The following is an 18,207-nucleotide window of genomic DNA, read 5'->3' as shown; positions in this document are numbered from 1 at the left end:
ACCCGTGACCTCAGGGTTATGAATCCTGCGCTCTAACCATCTGAGCTACCTCGCCGTTAGAGTGGTGCAAATATATAAATATTTTGAAAAGTGGCAAATTATTTTAGTCCCAAATATTTAAAAACATCTTCAATATGATCGGGTTTATCTATAATGTTGTTGTTGGCATCCAGAATGAAATAAGTAGGCGTTGCTTTGATGTTATAAAGGTCCGCAACATTGCTGTACCAACCTTTTAGTTCTGCATCGTTAACCCATGGAAAGTTCTTCACCCTGTTTTCGTAAGAGTTTTTGTCTGCATCAAGAGAAAGCCCGATAACTTCAATATTTTTTGCTTTCATTTGGTTGTACAGAGGGATAAACTGTGGAAGTTCTGCTTCGCAGTGAGAACAAGTTGAGGACCAGAAAACAACTACTTTCTTATCGGCTTTCACATCATAAATAGACTTTGCAGCTGTGTTTTTTGGACTTGTAAATACTGTGTTAGGAAATTTAGCACCCAATTCTGTATTCTTGTTCATTTCAATTGTAGAAGCCAACCTGTCGTTAATGGTACATTTTAAGTTTTTGGCTTTCGTTAAATACTGATCTTTTAAGGAAGACATTCCCATAGAATCAAAAATATCGATGAGTTCGGAAAGAACAGTCTGTCCACGTGGAGTTTCAAGATTTACAGCATCTAAAAGCTTATTAATTTGTGCTTCCACATTTCCTCTGCTATACTTTTGAAGATAATCCGCCAAAATTGGTCTCATCAATGTAGAGGTCTCCAACATTGAATTGGATTTAGAAAAGAAATTAACAATATCGTCCGCAGTGACAACAGAAGTTGGATTATTAACCAAAAACTTATTGTAATTGGTAACGTAATAATTTACAAAAGGATGTTGATCTGCATTAAATTTATAATCGGAAGATAAACCCGCAATTTCTTTATCTATCGCCTTACCAAACTCTGCATCCGGCTTATAATATTCTCGTATTTGATAAAGTGCCGGTAAAATATCTTCTCTTTTTCTTTGATTAGATTGCGCCTCATCCATTACACGGTTCGTTTCATCCAGATAAACAACATCTGTTACTTTTCCATTAGCAGAAACGATATTGATTTTAACATCTTTATTCTCGGAAATAAAATTGGTAGCGAAGTTATTCTCTGGAAAATACAATTTAAGCATCCCTGTATAAGCTTGTGGCACTTTTATATTCCACGCATTACCCTTTTTTACTTCTTTAGTTACCAATATATCTTTAGAACCATTGATAGTATAAGCGTAAACCTCTTTAGGTGTGAAATTTTCAGAAGTAGAAACATTTACTGTAAACTGAGCTGCAATATTCGCGCTAACAAATCCCAGCAAAAACAAAACGATTTTTTTCATGGGTTAAAAATAAAAAAACTCACCGATAAATCAGTGAGTTTTATTTATCATTTAAAAATTGTTTAAGCAATTTTCTTGTTATTTTGTTTTACATAATATACAATAAACAACATTGCAATAACTGCAAGCCAAATAACGTACATATCAATTGGTTGTGAAATACCTCCAATATCACCCGTTTCCTCTCCTGGAGGCGGTAATGTAGGCATTGAAGAGGTTTTTGTTTGCGTTTGTGCATTGATTAAAACCCCTAAAAACAGGATCAAACTTAAAAACGTTCTATTTAATATATTTTTCATCATGGGTGTGTTATTTTACGATTTTTTTGGTTACAACTTCTCCCGCTTCCGAAGTAGCTTTCACTAAGAATAATCCGTTTACATTATTATTAAATGGAATAAGATAATCACTTGAAGTGGATACTTTTTTCTTAGAATGAATTAATTGACCTGCTGCAGAATAAACTTCAATATCAGCAGTTTTCCAGTTTGATGAAAATCTAACAACCCAGTCCGCATCTTTTTTTGCAACAACTGTCTGTCCTTTTAAGGTATCTGATGTGCCTAAGACGCCTTCCGGTTGTTCATAAAACAATCCATAACTAGTACCAGAAACATTTATTGAGTCTCCATCATTAATCTTAGTAATCACATTATCTTTTTTAATATAGAAACTTTTACCATTAGACAAATTTGCAACTCTTTCTCCTGCTTCATAAACTTCAAATTTAAGAACCGATGCTTCATTGAAATTAATTATCATTGGTATTTCTTTACCTTGATAGCTGATTTCATTCGCTTCATTAATATAAAGTTGTTGAGGTTGACTCAAATCTTCTCCTCCTATAACTTGCTCTTCTTTTGTATAAACTGCATAATTTTGAACATAACCTTGAAGCTTAGCGTTTACAGATGCACCAGTAGTAGCAGAAGGAGAAACAGCATAATATGTTCTACCAACTTCGTTTCCAGAAGCATTATATAAAACGGCTGCAACTTGTTTTACTATTTTATCTGCTGGAATCGCAGATACATTTCTTGCAGTTGTCACACCACCATATGTTGCTGTTCTAGCTGTTTGAGCAAATCTTCTTGTTGGATTAAAGTTCAATGATGGAACAGTAGAGTTAGTAAATTTAATCATCACCTCTTTCATAGGTTTTATGAGTAATTTATCTCTATTAGTGTCTCCAGCTTGAAAAGCACCTCCAGATGCATTTACCAAAACAATACTACCATTCGAATATATTGTACCCGTATATCCCGATGAAGTTTGTTGATAATACCAGTTCAAATCATTAGCACCATAATATGCTATACCTTGAACATTAGATAATGAAGCTCCATCCCCATCTGAGTCATTTGTAATGTTAAACAAATCTATATTGGTTAAGAAGGGATTACCAAATTGGCTTAAGTTCTTACCATAATTATCAGACCAAGCTGGAACACCAGCACCACCACCTACCTCAAAAGGATCGTTTAGGTAAGAGTTATATCTTTCGTAGTAGTAGTTTTTGGTATTACCATTTATGCCATAATCAACAGTAGAAGTTTGTAACAAGATTGATTGCGTTTTCCCAGATACATCAGAAACAGGAGTTCCAGCAAAAGTTCTTTTTTCATTTGCCGCATCCCACATAATTGTACCTGCAGAATTTCTTCTTGGTTGGATATAATAATCTGTAGGATTACCTACAGAAACGGCAGAATTTGCATCCGTTAACTGGTCAAATCTTGCTACTTTATTGTTCCATCTAAATACCGACGCATAGTTGAAACGTCCTGCAGAATTTAAAGAAGTATTGGTGGTTTGTAAATAACTTCCAATCGCTCCTTTCAGCTGAGCCATTGTAAAATTATGGAAAGGCAATGCCGTTTGTTGCCTTCCTGTTGTACCATTATTTGCATCTGCTATAAAGTCTTTGTTAACAGTACCTATAATACCGGTATTAACACCGTCACCTTGTGGAATTCCTTGTATATATAACTGTCCATACACATCTTTCGCTACTGCAGTTTCATCAAACTGAAGTCTGAAGTCTGCATCTGTTGCAACTTTAAATACATCAGTTGCAGCACCGACAACCATAATGTCGCCCATGTTGTTCACTACAGCTTTACTTGAAGCATCACCTGCGCCTAATTCTACACCACCACCACTGTAAACGAGAGTTTCGTTTTGCACTGTAACGGTGGCACCTTTACCAACGTAGGTAAGTACCTGTGCGTTGAATGAGAAACCTAGGGCTAGAGCGCCCAAAGCCAATAGATTTTTTTTCATTATAAGGAAGTTTTGTGTTTTTTATATTCTTTTCCAAAAGCAAAGATATATATATTTTTATTTTTTTCAAAGTTTCTTTTAAATAAAAATCATTTTTTAACGTCTTCTGCTGTTAATAATATCTCTTTTTGGTCACCAATGTTGAACATATAATTTTCCAGCACTTTTTCTGTCGTACCTCTCAATCCTCTCGCGCCAAGACCTTTTTCCATAGTTTCCTCTACAATTTCATCAATTACTTCATCGCTGAAATTCAGTTTAATACCATCCATTTTAAAGAGTTCAATAAATTGGTTGATGATTGAATTCTTAGGTTCCTTCATGATTCGAACCATGGTTTCTTTAGTGAGACTATCCAGATAAGTAACAATTGGAAAACGTCCTAAAAGCTCAGGAATCAAACCGAATTTTCTTAAATCAATCGCATTAATTTGACTTAAAATAAAGTCTTCCTCATCTACTTTATTCAACTTTTCTGCGCTGAAACCAATTGCTTGTTTATTCAGTCTTCTTTCGATGATTTCCTTTATTCCGTCAAACGCACCTCCTGCAATAAAAAGGATATTTTGCGTATTCACTTGAATGTATTTTTGATCCGGATGTTTTCTTCCGCCTTGTGGTGGAACATTCACAATGCTTCCTTCCAAAAGTTTCAACAAACCTTGCTGAACACCTTCTCCAGAAACATCTCTCGTAATACTTGGGTTATCGGATTTCCTGGCAATTTTATCAATTTCATCGATAAAAACAATTCCTTTTTCTGCCTTTTCAACGTCATAATCTGCCACCATTAACAGTCTTGAAAGAATGCTTTCAACATCTTCTCCTACATAGCCTGCTTCTGTAAGAATTGTGGCATCAACAATACAGAAAGGAACATTCAGTTCTTTAGCGATGGTTTTTGCAAGTAAAGTTTTACCGGTTCCGGTTTCGCCAATCATAATAATATTGGACTTTTCGATTTCTACTTCGCGGTTTTCATCTTTCGCGTGAAGCAATCTTTTATAATGATTGTAAACAGCGATAGAAAGCTGTTTCTTAGCCTGATCCTGACCAATAACATACTGATCCAGAAATTCCTTGATTTCTTTCGGCTTTTTTAAATCCTCCAAACTTTCCGCAGGAGAAAATCCAGTGGACGATACATTGTCTTTTACAATGGCATGAGCCTGTTCAATACAGTTTTCGCAGATAAATCCGGTTTGCCCGGAAACCAACATCTGCACTTCGTTTCTTTTTCTTCCGCAGAAAGAACACTGATTTGAATTCATAATCTATATTAAAGTAAAATCGTAAAAATTTCTTCCTACGATTTTAAAAGTTTTATGCGTTAATAATAGCTTCCTGTATTTCTTTGTACTCTTCGGGTGAAAGTTTCAGTCTTTCGTTTTTGAAGTTTAAATCTTCAATATTATTCAGCGGTACGAGGTGAATGTGTGCATGTGGAACTTCCAAACCCACTACCGCAACACCAACTCTTACACACGGAATTGCTTTCCCTACTTTTTTGGCCACTTGCTGTGCAAACGCCCAAAGATTTTTGTACTCTTCACTGTCCAAATCGAAAATCAGGTCCACTTCTTTTTTTGGAATAACCAAAGTGTGACCTTTTGCTAAAGGCATTACATCCAAAAAAGCCAGAAAATTTTCATCTTCAGCAATTTTATAGGCCGGGATTTCTCCGTTGACGATTTTTGTGAAAATTGAAGCCATTTTATAAAAATTTAAAATGTTGATGTTACAAAGTAATTTCCAAAACCTCGAAAGACAATTTGTTTCCGTTTGGAAGTACAATGTCTGCAGTTTCGCCTACCACTTTTCCTAGCAAACCTTTTGCAATTGGTGTGTTAACAGAAATTTTACCGCTTTTCAGGTCGCTTTCGTTATCCGGAACCAATGTGAACTTCTGCTCAGTTTTTGTTCCGTTATTTTTAAGTCTTACCGTCGTTAAGATGGATACTTTTGAAATATCAAGCTGCGTTTCGTCGATCACTTTTGAGTTGGAAATAACATCTTTTAGTTTAGAAATCTTCATTTCCAACATTCCCTGTGCTTCTTTTGCAGCATCGTATTCTGCATTTTCCGAAAGGTCTCCTTTATCTCTAGCTTCAGCAATTTGCTGGGTAATTTTTGGTCTTTCAACTGTTTCCAGCTGTTCCAGTTCGGCTTTCATTTTTTCTAAGCCGTCTTTGGTTACATAACTTGCCATATCATTAATCTTTAGCGTTAGTATAAAAAAATAATCCGACATTTGCCGGACAAGATTTTCTGTTTATTTCGTGGTACAAATATATAAATTTATTTGATATGAACAAACCAACAAGCTTATTTTTGGCATTAATTTTATTGATAATCAGCGGATTAAATATTAATTCGTGTAGTGAAAGAGAAGAAACGGTAAGCTGTTTTCCCAATACTTCCATTAACGTTATTTTGAACCTTAATCTTCCCGCATACTATGCTTTGCAGACTGAGGGAAACTGGATGTACATCAATGAACAACTTGCTGGTTCTCGAGGTTTAATTGTTGTAAGAACTTCCGGCGGTTTTAAAATTTATGACCGGAATGCGCCGCACATTTGTCCTGAAACCAACAGTACTTTAAATGTTGTAGATAATATTAAGATTACATGTGCTGCAGACGGCGCAGAATGGATTCTTCTAACGGGACAACCTTTGAAAGTGGCGCAAATACCACCAAAAATGTATCCTTATTCTTTTAATGCAGCAAACAATACCTTAACCATCTACAATTAATTTTGAATGAAAGCAGTTATCCAAAGAGTTTCTGAAGCGAATGTAAAAGTTGAAGGAAAAATTGTGGGCGAAATCCACAACGGCTTGTTACTTCTCATTGGCATTGATGAAGAAGATGAAAAAACAGATGCAGACTGGCTTGTTCAGAAAATTTTAAACTTGAGAATTTTTGGGGATGAAGCAGGCAAACTGAATCTTTCTGTTCAGGATATTAAAGGCGGAATTTTGTGTATAAGCCAGTTCACCTTGATTGCGGATTACAAAAAAGGAAACCGCCCGTCTTTTATTAAAGCTGCAAAGCCCGACAAAGCCATCCCTTTATTTGAATATTTTAAAGATGAAATCGCGAAATCCGGATTGAAAACGGAAAGCGGAATTTTCGGAGCGGATATGAAGGTTTCTTTACTGAATGATGGTCCTGTTACGATTGTAATGGACAGCATTAGTAAGAATTGAGGAGTTGGTGAATAGTCAACTGTGAATTTTGAATTTTGAATTTTTGAAGAAAAGTTTAGAATTTTTAAATAAAAAGTTTAGGGGGAGCGGCAAAGCCGCCGCCCGAAACGGTATCTTATTATTTTTATGAGAATTTCTAAATGTTTTTCCTATTCCGAAAGTTTTGGAAATATCCTCTTCTCCGGTGGAAAAGAAAACTGAAATTAATTCTAGCCCCGGTTGTAGCATTTGTTTGAGCTCTCCCGATTCATCGGGAAGCGAGTGCGGAAAGCGGGACCGAAAGATCTATAAATTTCTGACAGTGTTGCTCCTAATTTGCAGGGACGCTGGAGAAATTAAGAGAAACTTTCATATTGGTATCTCTTGTCACCTGATTTCTCAATACATATACTGTACGAACAGTTAAATCGCTGCTTTTTACAATGTTATCCAAGTAAGTAGTATCGTTCAAATCCAAAGTAACGGTATTTCCACTTGTAGAAATATCTGCTCTGGAAGCAACAAGTCTTTCTCCGCCTCCAGCAGACGATATATATACTTTAGCAGACCTCAAAGCGCTTAAATCGTCCCCACTTACGGAAGTTAGTTTTGCCTCTGAAATTCTTATATTTTTAATCTGTGCATTGTTGTTTCCACCAACCCAAGACTGTACGTTACTTGCTGTTGCGGAAGAAGAAATTTCCTGATTTGCAGGAACTCCTGTAGAAATTAAAACGTTTGCCGTGTATGGAAATGTATTCTGCATAAGACTTTGCACAGTACCACAGCTCACCAATGCCACTGAAGCTACGGCTGCTGATAAGAAAATATTTTTCATAGTGATAAAAAATTTTGATTTAAATTTTACATTCAGAAATTGTACCAATTACTGTTTTCGGAAAAATTTTCTGTGTGCGATGCATTTTACTGAACTTTTACCGTAAAGTTTCCTTTTGTTTCTCCGGAAGCCATATTGCTTCTTCCGATAATGAGCCAAACCTCACCTTTTTGCGGAACTTCGTAATTATTCAGCTCTCTTCCGAAAGGTCCGTCCATTTCGCTGTTTGGTAATTTTATTTGGTTGATTCGGATGTTTTGAACATCATACTGAGGATTTACAGAAGCACTAATTTTATCTTTTGCAAAATTTTGAATTTTGAGAATAAATTCCTGTCCGTCTTTATCGAATTCTTCACCAATACTAAAAGGCAACTGTTCTGCATCAGCAATTCGGATGATTTTATTTCCTACTACTTCGCGCATGACGCCACGTCGCAGAACCTCTTTGGTTGCAGGAGCATTATTGACAACCGAATCTTTCATTTCAGTTATCGCAATTGATTCTGCGTTTGCTTCCGGAACTGCTTCTGCTACAACTGTTGCAGAATCTGTCTGAATTTGATTTTCTGTTATTGCCGCTTCTTTTTTGCAGGAAAGCATGATGAGAGGAATTAAAACCAAGGGTTTTTTCATTTTTATTTTTTTAATGATTCGTAATACAGGATTTTGGAAAGGAAAGTTTCTCTGAAATAAGGTTCATCATAATATTTGTTTTGATCATCGGTTTTGAAATGTTCTTTCAGAATTTTGTCGTTATAGTTTAAAGTCTGCAGAAATTTCACATCGCCTTTATTATTTTTGATGTTATATTCCGTTGCAATTCCGCCCCAATTGATGAAACTTGCAGCCAAAACTGTTCCGTAAAAATACCAAACCATATGGTTAATGAGAAAAGCATTGGTTTTCTGTCTCTGAATTTTGTAAAATGTAAAAGCCAATCCAATCAAAGCTAAAAGTAGAAAAGCAAACACCCCGAATCTTTTGTAAGTAGCACCGTAATTCATAAAGTATTCTGCATTTTTTGCAATCGCGGATAAAACAAGAACCGCATTGAGAACAATCCAGATTTTTGCAAGAATTTTCAAAGATTTTGCCTTTTCATCAAAATTGAAAGTTGATTTAAAGTAAAACATAATCACGACAATCGCCATCACAATCGAAATAATCACGGCATTGACTCTGTCATGCGTTTCCTGCGATAGCTGAACCGGCGATTTTACATTTTCGTAAAACTGTTCGTAATTAAAGGTGGTGATGAAGAAAATCAGCAAAATATTCAGCACTGCGAATGAAACCACTCCACTCATTCTTTCAGCATCTAAATCCATAAAAGAATACGTTGGTTTTGCCATTTTATCTTCCTGAACAAAGTCATTTTTCAGAAAATGATTCTGTGAATGAACAAAATACGGAATCCAGGGATTGAAAAAATTAAAAGCAAAGAAAAATCCGAGGCAGATCATCACGAAAAGCAGCCAAACGTCAATATTCCATTTGAAATTCAGAAAATTGGCAAAATGATCGCTTCCCATGGAATAAATTCCGAAAAAAGCCGCCAAAAGAATTGCGGGAATCACAAAAACTGCCAAAACTTTTTGGGTGGAACCTTCAGTTTTGGTTTTCGGAAACCACTTATCGAAAACGAAAACGCGGTAAATGTAACTGAAAAAAGTCAGTGCAAAAACCGGAATTACAAAAACGGATTTCAGTTCTTTGGTTTTTGATTTGAAACTCAGTAAAGCCACGGACATGAATGTCGCGGCAAACGAAACGAAATCTCCATACCACGCAAAAGCAAAACTTGACAAGATGCTCAACACAAATAAAATGTAAAAAGTTCTGGTTTTGAGATTTTTTGATGTTGAAACCAGCAGGATTAACGAGTAGGCAGTGCCGAGAATTCCGAGATTCAGGCCAATGTTTTCTTCATAGAAAAGCACAATGAATAAAACGGTTGCGAGGACTATTTTTTGAAAAGTTTTCATAATATAAAAATTTTAAAGACAAAAAAAGCTGTTGAAAGAATTGGTAAATTGAAAAGCAGTAAAATGGCAGAACGAGTAAAATCATTTCTTTTTTCCTTAAAAATGTAAGCGTAGAAAATCATTATAAGTATTGACGTAATATTTATCGGTACATTTAGGAAATTGATTGCAAGGAAAAGCAATAACATATCACTGTTATCAAAAAAATATACAGGAATCAACAACAAAGAAGCCACCCAACTAACAACAAAATAAATTAATGCTTCCTTGTTGAACTGAATTTTCATGATTTTGCAGGATTAATGATGTGAAGCAGTGTATTGATGTTCAGCGCAAGCAAGCTTTCAAAATCCCAATTATGGAAGGAACTCATTTTTCTTCCTTTGCGGAATGCTTTCAGGTAAATTCCTAATTTTTCAGGAAAAACCATCGTTCCGAGAAATAAAACACCCAGCAAATATGCGCTTCGTTTTCCGTTTCCGAAAAGCAGATACTGCATGGCAATTTCGTCCTCAATTTTGGTGGAACATCCCGTTATTAAATGATAAACGTCGTGGTTTTCCATCTGAGGAATCATTCTGAAACCGTGTTTTTTGTAAAATTCTCCGAGTTTTCTTCCTAGGGAGTCTTCCTGAAAAAGCAAAAGCTGCTCTTCGGTAAAATGCCATTTTCTCTTGTTCCTTTTAAAGAATTTCCGGTAATGATGCTGTGATTTTTCGTACATGAACAGCAAAAATCTTAATCTCTAATCTTTCATAATATTTGTTTTTGATTGGTTAATGTAAAAACTGTGATTTCGGGGCGAACCATAAACCGAACCTGAAAAGAATGCCCTAATGCGCGGTTTACATACAGCGTTCTGCCGTCGTTTAACCCGATTTCTCCGGCGATATACTGTCTGTTTTTGATTGGAACCAAAGGTGTGATGATCCCAGGAATTCTACACTGTCCGCCGTGCGTATGTCCGCTCAAAATCCAGGAATTGTACCCATTCCAAATATCTAAATCGCAGGCATCGGGATTGTGGCACAAAACGATATTGGCTTTCTCGGTATTGAAATTTCTCATCACTGATTTCGGGTCAAAACGCTTGCTCCACAAGTCTTCAAAACCAATAAAATTTAAACCTGAGATTTCTGTTTCTTCGTTCAACAGCATTTTGATACCGGCCTTTTCAGCGATTCTGACAATTTCATCGGCAACATCGTTTTCCTGCCAATTTCTTCCGTAATCGTGGTTTCCAAGGATTCCTAAGGTTCCTAACTTACCGTAAACAGCATTTTCAAGAACTTTTTTTAGACTTTCCTGATCGTAACTTGAACCATGGTTTACAAAATCACCCGTGTACACAACAATATCGGGCTGCAATTTTTGAGCTTTTACAAAGCTGTCCATCAGAAAACTCCAGTCGAAACGGTCACCTACATGCAGATCAGAAATTTGCATCAAAGTTTTTCCCTCCAATTGTGCCGGTAGATTTTTCAAAGGCATTTTTCTGTAAACAAATTCCACCCAAAAAGGTTCTATTTGCCACGAGTATATAGCAGGAACTACTCCCAAAACAGTAAGCTGCAAAAGTCTTTTCAGAAATATTTTACGTGTCATTTCGTTAGTTTAATTTCCGGCGAAAGGACTTCCAAAAATTCCAACAGCAAGTTCTGCCCAAAGCAAAATCAGCACAATTACTGCAGCTGCGATGTATAGAAATCTTTTAGATTCCATTTTCACTTTTGTCATAATAAAGTCAATTACGAAAGCAGTTGTAAAAAGTAAAATTCCGGCAATTAAAAAATCAAATCCTGACCAGTTGATTTCGTTGGTAAACTGCATTCCGATCAAAGGAATAGCTAAAATTGTTAATGCAGTTGCGTAAATTGCGATACTCCGTTGTTTTTGTGTAATCATTTTTTAGATATTTTAATTAATATAAAGTACTTTGTATTTCAAAGTATGTTTTTAAAAAATTAAAGGAATCGCTTCCTTCTTTAAGCTTGGGCTCAAGTCAGTTTACATTACTTTTTGCTGTACGTGCTCACTTTTACTGCGCTCAGCACAGGAAAGTTCCTATTGATGACTTCGAACATAATTCTCATGGATTGATCCTCGGCTATGCAAATTGATGCCTCCTGCTTCACTCCACCCAAAATACTAAACTCTTTTATTTTCCCAACAATTTTTCCAGGGCCGACAAATGCTCTTCAAAAGCTTTTCTCCCGGAATTGGTAACTCGGTACGAAGTTTTTGGTTTCTTGCCGACAAATTCCTTTTTGATTTCGATATAATTTGACTTTTCCAAAGCCGAACTGTGGCTCGCGAGATTGCCGTCGGTAACTTCCAGTAAATTTTTCATTTCGTTGAAATCAACCCAATCATTCACCATCAGAACGGACATAATGCCCAATCTGACACGGCTTTCGAAATCTTTATTAAGGTGGGAAATCACTGAAATTTTGAATTAAGAATTATAAATTTTGAATATTCTAAATTGGCTCTTTTTACTTGGCTCTTACTTATATTTCTTGTGCATCACCAAACCATAAACGATATGCAGAACACCAAAACCAATGGTCCAAAATAACAATCCCCATCCTAAGAAAAACAAAGAAATCAAGCCTAAACCAATTTCCACATATCCCAAATACTGAACGTCGGTAAGTGTATATTTTGAGGCGTTAACCAAAGCCAAACCGTAAAAAATTAAAGTTGCAGGTGCGATGAAAACGAACATTCCATGATACAGCATTGCCAAACAGAAAATTCCTCCTGAAATCAACGGTACCAGGAAATTCAACAGTAATCTTTTCGTTGTTGAATCCCAGATTTTCAATCCTGCTCTTTTACTTTTTTGTGCTGTAAAGAAATAACCACTGGAAATAGCAAATATTAAAATTACAAATCCTGCAAAAATTAATTGCTGAACCAAATCTTTACTGAAAATATTTCTCTCACCATCAAAATAATTGATTCCGTTTTGTTTGAAAAGCCAATAAACATACCCTGCTCCAACTAACGCAGCCAATCCTGCAAATACACCGGAAAGTCCACTCAAAGAAATAAACCTCGAACTTTTCTCCATCATCGAACGGATGTGAGACAAATCTTCATGATAGTTTTTTGATTCCATATAAAGCACTTTGAGATGCAAAGTTAAAAATAAATCCGAAAATCAAAACAAAAATCCCGAAATTTCTTTATTGAATTTGTAAAACCCTGACGTTCTGAACATTAAATTTATTCTGCACAAAATCCCTAAGTTTTTGAACGTCACTATCACCCAAAGAATTCTCACACCTGATCATCAGGACATAATCATTAGAAATACTGTCCCCTACTGCGAAATCACCCTTTTCAAAAGCGGTTTCGGTAATTTCCGGAAAGAAAACATTTAGTTCTTTTTTGAGTTGAATATTATCAAAAGTAGTTTGTTTGATGGACGCTTTCAAATCCGCCAGTTCCTGATCTTTTGCTGAAACTTCGTTCAAAATATCATTTTTCATCTGATTCAGTTGTGCTGCTGAATTTTTTCTGATGACCAATTTCGTGTTATCCAAACCGTATTTTGGAAGTTGCGCCTCCAATTTTTTGATTTCTAAACTATCATAAGAACGGCTCAAAAAACCCAGTTCAATGGTTTTGTTTTGCGGAAGATAATTGAGTTTTTTATACACCAACGTATTTCCTTTTTCCAAAAATTCGGTATTGATGAACTTTTCCGACTGCCTTCTAAAATCCTGTTCACGATACAATGTAAAGGCAAAATAAGAACTCGGAATTACCATCAAAAAAATAATCACCCAAATAAGATTGGTCACCGTTTTTTTTCTCTTTTCATTCACAAATGAAATGGAAGGATAGCCCAAATATTTCACAATCAAAAACGTAGAAATACAGATAAAGACGCAATTAATAATGTACAGATACATTGCACCAAGGAAAAATTTGAAATTTCCGGTAGCCAAACCAAAACCAGCAGTACAAAGCGGCGGCATCAAAGCCGTAGCAATCGCAACTCCAGGAATCGGATTTCCTTTTTCAACTCTGGTAATTGCAATTACACCAACCAAACCACCGAAAAATGCAATTAAAACGTCATACAAATTCGGAGCAGTTCTTGCCAAAATTTCTTCAGAAGGATCTTTGAACGGACTAATAAAAAAGTACACTGCAGAAAATATCAATCCCACGAAAGTCGAAATCAGCAGATTTTTAAGTGATTTTCGTAAAAGAACAAAATCATAAATTCCCAGTGCAAAACCCGCTCCGACAATTGGTCCCATCAAAGGAGAAATTAACATCGCGCCGATAACAACTGCGGTGGAATTCACATTCAAACCAACCGACGCCACAATAATTGCGCAGGCCAAAATCCACAGATTGGCTCCACGAAAAGAAATTCCCGATTTTACATTTTCCAGAATTCTGTCCTTGTTGTCCTCTCCTTTTTTTAGGTTGAATAATGACTGTAAAAGATTTGACATAGTTTTTCTCTTCAAAAAATCAACGCAAAATACAACTTTCCTAATAATTAAAATTTACGGCATTCGTAAAAAACATTATATTTAGAATTAGAAAATTCCTCAGATTTTATGGACAAAAAATCACTCAGAAGCAATATTTTCAGGCATTTGGACGGAATTGTGACTGCTCCGATAATTGTGGGGCTTCAGAAAAAAAATGTACTCAATTTTATTTTGGAAAAGAAAACGGTTTCCCTAAAAGAAATTTCCGAAACCATTCCTAACAACGAAGGTTATCTGAATGTTGCTTTGAGAACATTGGCTTCACAGGGATTTTTGCATTATAAAGTAAATAATTCGACCGATGAAATTACGGTGTCTTCAAACGAAAAAACAGAAGAAGTAATTTCTTTGGTTTCAATCTATGAAAAAGTAATTCCTTTTTTGCACGACTCTATTTTAGATGATTTCCAAAGGTTCGATTCCTCCATTTTTGAAAGCCACCTTCATCTTTTTGAAGATTTTAAAAACAATTTTGGATTTGATTCCGACCAAATAAATTCGCCGGTTGGAAAACAAGTTCTGAAACATATAGAAGGCTGCGTCGTCGGTCCTATCATCGTTCAATTGGGAATGCGCGGAATGTTTCATAAATATTTCATGGAAACTTCGTTTCAGGCCGGAGAATTCCACAAACACCCTGAAAATTTTGAAAAAATTCTTGATTTCTTGACCCACCTAGGCTGGTTTTCGAAAACCAATCACAACTATAAATTTACGGAAACAGGTTTGTACTTTGCCAGAAGAGCAACTTCTTACGGTGTTACGGTTTCCTATCTTCCGATGTTTAAACGGATGGAAGAGCTTCTTTTCGGTGATCCAAAACGCATCCGCGAAATTGCAGAAGGTGACGATGAAATTCACGTGGACAGAAAGATGAATGTTTGGGGAAGCGGTGGAGCACATTCTACTTACTTCAAAATTGTAACCGATTTTATTGTAGAAATTTTTAATCAACCTTTACAAAAACAGCCAAAAGGTATTTTGGATATGGGTTGCGGAAACGGCGCTTTCATCCAACATATTTACGAAACGATTGAACGACATACTTTACGCGGAAAAAACCTGGAAGAATATCCGCTGTTTTTAGTTGGAGCAGATTACAACAAAGCTGCATTGAGCGTAACCCGAGCCAACCTCATCAACAACGATATTTGGGCAAAAGTGATTTGGGGCGATATTGGAAATCCAGATTTGTTGGCAAAAGATTTAAAGGAAAATTACGAAATTGATTTATCCGAGTTGCTGAACATCAGAACATTTCTTGACCACAACCGAATTTGGGAACAACCTAAAAATGCTGATACAAAAAGAGTCTCATCTTCAACCGGAGCATTTGCTTTCCGTGGAGAACGTTTACCGAATAATTTAGTTGAAGAAAATCTAAAAGAACATTTGGAAAAATGGTTGCATTACATTAAGAAAAACGGACTTCTGGTGATTGAACTTCATACAGTCGATTCAAAACTGGTTTCTGAAAATTTAGGTAAAACCGCAGCAACTGCTTATGATGCAACCCACGGATTTTCGGATCAATACATTTTGGAAGTGGATGTGTTCCAGAAAATCTGCAAAGAACTGGGACTTTCAGTAGATAAAGATTTGTTTAAAAAATTTCCGGATTCTGAATTGGCGACGGTTTCGATTAACTTGCTGAAATCTTAGTATTTCACACAGATTTGCACAGATTTTTTCTCTCGCAGATTGCGCAGATGACGCAGATTTTTTTCTGATAAAAGTTGCCACGAATACACTAATAAAAAAATTCGTGCATTGGTGGCAAAAATATTTAGAGATTGCTTCGTCGTTCGTTCCGCCCTTCTCGCAAAGACAGCAAATTACTTAGCGCGAAGTCTTTCTCTAATCAAATTGATATTGTTCTTAGCCGAATCCTCCAGAATTAAAGTCGCACTCATCGTAATTCTTTCCGGCATCAACTCTGAAAAATATTCGGTTCCTTCCCACGAAACTTTTTTGATTAAAGCCAAAGCGTCTTCACTTCTGGTTGAAAGTTTATGCAAAAATTCCGAAAGTTTAGAATCCATCTCTGCAATATTTTCAGAAACGGAATGGTAAACATTATGTGTTTCCGCCCAATCTGCACTTCTGAAATCCGCATCAATGGCCATCGCCGTAAACTGTGATTTTCCGATTTTTCGTTCAACATAAGGACCAATCACAAAAGGACCAATTCCCAAATTAATTTCCGTTAAGGCCAAAGCCGAATCTTTGGTAGCGAAGCAATAATCTGCTCCACACGCAATTCCAACTCCACCTCCTGTAGTTTTTCCCTGAACACGAACCACAACAATTTTTCCGCAGGTTCTCATCGCGTTCAAAACTTTCGCAAATCCACCGAAGAATTTTTTTGAAGTTTCCAGTTCTTCAATTTCCAAAAGTTCATCGAAACTGGCTCCGGCGCAAAATGCTTTTTCACCTTCCGATTTCAGTAAAATGGCTTTGACTTCCGACTTTGCTCCTACCTCTAAAATGGTTTGTGCTATTTTTTCTAGAATTTCACCCGGCAAAGAGTTGCTTTTTGGTGTTCCGAAAGTGATTTCGGCGATATTGTTTTTGATTTCTGATGTTACGAAATTCATAATGTGTCAATGTAAAAATGTAACAATGTAACAATCATTGATAGTGGCTACATTGATAGATTGGTAAATTATTAAAGGTTGAATTGGTCGAAGTGATGCGTAAAATGCTTCTGCTGAAACAGTTCCCACATTTCTTTATTCAGGTTATGAAACAACGGATGAGGATGCTCAGCGACCGGGTTTTCTTTATAGTAAATTAAAAACTCGTTCAAAGTTTCCATAAATTTCACTTTTGCTTCATCCAGATTTTTGTAGCGTAAAGGAGCATTTTCATTTTCCGGAAGTCCTTCATATTTCAAACCTTGAGAAATTGGTTTATGCTTGTAAAGCCAGTCTCCTAACTTTTCCAGTTGTTCTTCCGATTGTTCACGAAGTTCCGGCTTTGTTTTTCCGATAGCATAATGCATAAAATCTTCGAGATGTTCCAGCATATTCTGCGGTGTCATAATGCCGAATTTCCTTTCTGAATTCTCGGTTAAACCATTCAGTTTTTTCTGAATTTCTTTTTTGTTCAGACTGACAAAAGGTGATTTTTTCGCAACCAAAGTTAAAATTGTAGCCACGCAAACCACTTCTTCACGCTGATTTACGACCTCAACCAACCATTTCACTACTCCGCTCGGAATATTTCTGCCTTTTACACCGCGGTTGATTTTTTCTTTCGCTGTTAAATACACAGTAATTGTATCTCCGGCATAAACCGGTTTGAAAAAACTCGCATTTTCAAGTCCATAATTTGCAATAACAGGTCCTTTCTTGCCGGAAACAAACAAGCCTGCAGCCGCTGACAAAATAAAATATCCGTGTGCAACCGTTTTGTCGAAAATAGTTCCCGAAAGACTTGTAGTATCGGTGTGCGCATAAAAATGATCCCAGGAAACATTGGAAAAATTAACGATATCGGCTTCGGTAACTGTTCTTCCGGCAGTTTCCAACGAATCTCCCACTTCAACTTCTTCAAAATATTTTTGGAAAGGATGTTTGTCGGAATACTTTTTCTCTGCGCCTTGCGTATAAACTTTTGTAATCGCGGTCAGAATATCCGGTGAACCCTGGATTGCGGTTTTCTGCAAAAAGAAATGCAATCCGTTCAAACCGCCCATTTCTTCGCCACCTCCTGCTCTTCCGGGACCTCCGTGCATTAAAGTTGGCAATGGCGAACCGTGACCTGTGCTTTCCCTAGCGTTGTCTCTGTTCAAGACGAAAATTCTTCCGTGTGAAGAAGCCATTTTCCACGAAGTTTCAGCGACAAATTTATCATCGTGAGAAACGATGGAACCAACCAAACTTCCCTTCCCGCGTTTTGCCAAAGCCGCAGCTTCTTCTGCATCTTGGTAAGGCATCAGCGTTGAAACCGGTCCAAATGCTTCCACTTCGTGGGAAATATTTTTTTCGAAGGGGCTGTCGT

Annotated in this window: 20 protein-coding genes; 3 read left to right on the top strand and 17 right to left on the bottom strand. The window is 36.4% G+C overall.

Going from position 1 to position 18,207, the window contains the following annotated elements; translation table 11 throughout:
- Window positions 1-98 precede the first annotated feature (98 nt).
- The 6 genes from Q0252_RS08625 to greA all read right to left on the bottom strand — a co-directional run bounded on the left by Q0252_RS08625 (window position 99) and on the right by greA (window position 5,874).
- A complete protein-coding gene (locus Q0252_RS08625; protein ID WP_297985380.1) occupies window positions 99-1,382 on the bottom strand; it encodes a peroxiredoxin in 1,284 nt (427 codons plus the stop codon).
- A 62-nt stretch (window positions 1,383-1,444) separates the two neighbouring features.
- Window positions 1,445-1,684, bottom strand: a complete 240-nt coding sequence (locus tag Q0252_RS08620) for a hypothetical protein (RefSeq protein ID WP_297985378.1) — start codon at window positions 1,682-1,684, stop codon at window positions 1,445-1,447.
- A 7-nt stretch (window positions 1,685-1,691) separates the two neighbouring features.
- Window positions 1,692-3,665, bottom strand: coding sequence for a T9SS type A sorting domain-containing protein (locus Q0252_RS08615; RefSeq protein ID WP_297985376.1), 1,974 nt, complete (start codon window positions 3,663-3,665; stop codon window positions 1,692-1,694).
- Window positions 3,666-3,754: 89 nt separating this feature from the next.
- Window positions 3,755-4,936: an ATP-dependent Clp protease ATP-binding subunit ClpX gene (gene clpX, locus Q0252_RS08610; RefSeq protein ID WP_297985374.1), complete on the bottom strand. Its 1,182-nt coding sequence runs from the start codon at window positions 4,934-4,936 to the stop codon at window positions 3,755-3,757.
- 52 nt (window positions 4,937-4,988) lie between these two features.
- A complete protein-coding gene (locus Q0252_RS08605) occupies window positions 4,989-5,378 on the bottom strand; it encodes an HIT family protein (RefSeq protein ID WP_297985372.1) in 390 nt (129 codons plus the stop codon).
- Between the two features lie 25 nt (window positions 5,379-5,403).
- Complete coding sequence (gene greA, locus Q0252_RS08600; protein WP_297985384.1) at window positions 5,404-5,874, bottom strand: transcription elongation factor GreA; 471 nt, start codon at window positions 5,872-5,874, stop codon at window positions 5,404-5,406.
- 98 nt (window positions 5,875-5,972) lie between these two features.
- Here greA and Q0252_RS08595 point away from each other — a divergent pair, with 98 nt between their 5' ends.
- Complete coding sequence (locus tag Q0252_RS08595) at window positions 5,973-6,422, top strand: hypothetical protein (protein ID WP_297985370.1); 450 nt, start codon at window positions 5,973-5,975, stop codon at window positions 6,420-6,422.
- Between the two features lie 6 nt (window positions 6,423-6,428).
- Window positions 6,429-6,878 (top strand): D-aminoacyl-tRNA deacylase, encoded by a 450-nt coding sequence (dtd, locus tag Q0252_RS08590; RefSeq protein ID WP_297985368.1) that lies wholly within the window; start codon window positions 6,429-6,431, stop codon window positions 6,876-6,878.
- 310 nt (window positions 6,879-7,188) lie between these two features.
- Here dtd and Q0252_RS08585 read toward each other — a convergent pair whose 3' ends face one another.
- The 9 genes from Q0252_RS08585 to Q0252_RS08545 form a co-directional block, all read right to left on the bottom strand.
- Entirely contained in the window at window positions 7,189-7,695 is a 507-nt protein-coding gene (locus Q0252_RS08585; protein WP_297985366.1) for a hypothetical protein, read from the bottom strand.
- An 86-nt stretch (window positions 7,696-7,781) separates the two neighbouring features.
- Window positions 7,782-8,330 carry a hypothetical protein gene (locus tag Q0252_RS08580; RefSeq protein ID WP_297985364.1) on the bottom strand — a complete coding sequence of 183 codons (549 nt, stop codon included), beginning with the start codon at window positions 8,328-8,330 and terminating at the stop codon, window positions 7,782-7,784.
- Window positions 8,331-8,332: 2 nt separating this feature from the next.
- Window positions 8,333-9,682 (bottom strand): DUF4153 domain-containing protein, encoded by a 1,350-nt coding sequence (locus Q0252_RS08575; RefSeq protein WP_297985362.1) that lies wholly within the window; start codon window positions 9,680-9,682, stop codon window positions 8,333-8,335.
- A 283-nt stretch (window positions 9,683-9,965) separates the two neighbouring features.
- A complete protein-coding gene (locus Q0252_RS08570) occupies window positions 9,966-10,406 on the bottom strand; it encodes a Coq4 family protein (RefSeq protein WP_297985361.1) in 441 nt (146 codons plus the stop codon).
- Between the two features lie 29 nt (window positions 10,407-10,435).
- Entirely contained in the window at window positions 10,436-11,287 is an 852-nt protein-coding gene (locus Q0252_RS08565; RefSeq protein ID WP_297985360.1) for a metallophosphoesterase, read from the bottom strand.
- 9 nt (window positions 11,288-11,296) lie between these two features.
- Window positions 11,297-11,587, bottom strand: coding sequence for a hypothetical protein (locus Q0252_RS08560; RefSeq protein WP_367174834.1), 291 nt, complete (start codon window positions 11,585-11,587; stop codon window positions 11,297-11,299).
- Window positions 11,588-11,840: 253 nt separating this feature from the next.
- Window positions 11,841-12,131, bottom strand: a complete 291-nt coding sequence (locus Q0252_RS08555; RefSeq protein ID WP_297985381.1) for a transcriptional regulator — start codon at window positions 12,129-12,131, stop codon at window positions 11,841-11,843.
- Between the two features lie 57 nt (window positions 12,132-12,188).
- Window positions 12,189-12,806 (bottom strand): hypothetical protein, encoded by a 618-nt coding sequence (locus tag Q0252_RS08550; protein ID WP_297985359.1) that lies wholly within the window; start codon window positions 12,804-12,806, stop codon window positions 12,189-12,191.
- 67 nt (window positions 12,807-12,873) lie between these two features.
- Window positions 12,874-14,160 carry a DUF389 domain-containing protein gene (locus Q0252_RS08545; RefSeq protein ID WP_297985358.1) on the bottom strand — a complete coding sequence of 429 codons (1,287 nt, stop codon included), beginning with the start codon at window positions 14,158-14,160 and terminating at the stop codon, window positions 12,874-12,876.
- A gap of 108 nt (window positions 14,161-14,268) precedes the next feature.
- Between Q0252_RS08545 and Q0252_RS08540 the strand changes: the two genes are divergently transcribed.
- Entirely contained in the window at window positions 14,269-15,864 is a 1,596-nt protein-coding gene (locus tag Q0252_RS08540; protein ID WP_297985357.1) for a class I SAM-dependent methyltransferase, read from the top strand.
- 173 nt (window positions 15,865-16,037) lie between these two features.
- On the opposite strand, the gene Q0252_RS08535 is transcribed toward Q0252_RS08540, so the two are convergent.
- Together Q0252_RS08535 and Q0252_RS08530 are read right to left on the bottom strand one after the other, a co-directional pair.
- Window positions 16,038-16,799 carry an enoyl-CoA hydratase/isomerase family protein gene (locus Q0252_RS08535; RefSeq protein ID WP_297985355.1) on the bottom strand — a complete coding sequence of 254 codons (762 nt, stop codon included), beginning with the start codon at window positions 16,797-16,799 and terminating at the stop codon, window positions 16,038-16,040.
- Between the two features lie 71 nt (window positions 16,800-16,870).
- The coding region (locus Q0252_RS08530; RefSeq protein WP_297985353.1) for a MaoC/PaaZ C-terminal domain-containing protein at window positions 16,871-18,207 on the bottom strand (1,337 nt) is incomplete at its 5' end.

The organism is uncultured Chryseobacterium sp. (genome assembly GCF_936933875.1).
GTDB lineage: Bacteria > Bacteroidota > Bacteroidia > Flavobacteriales > Weeksellaceae > CAKZIK01.
The sequence above is the reverse complement of the archived record's forward strand: the minus strand, read 5'-3'. Positions and strand labels throughout refer to the sequence as shown.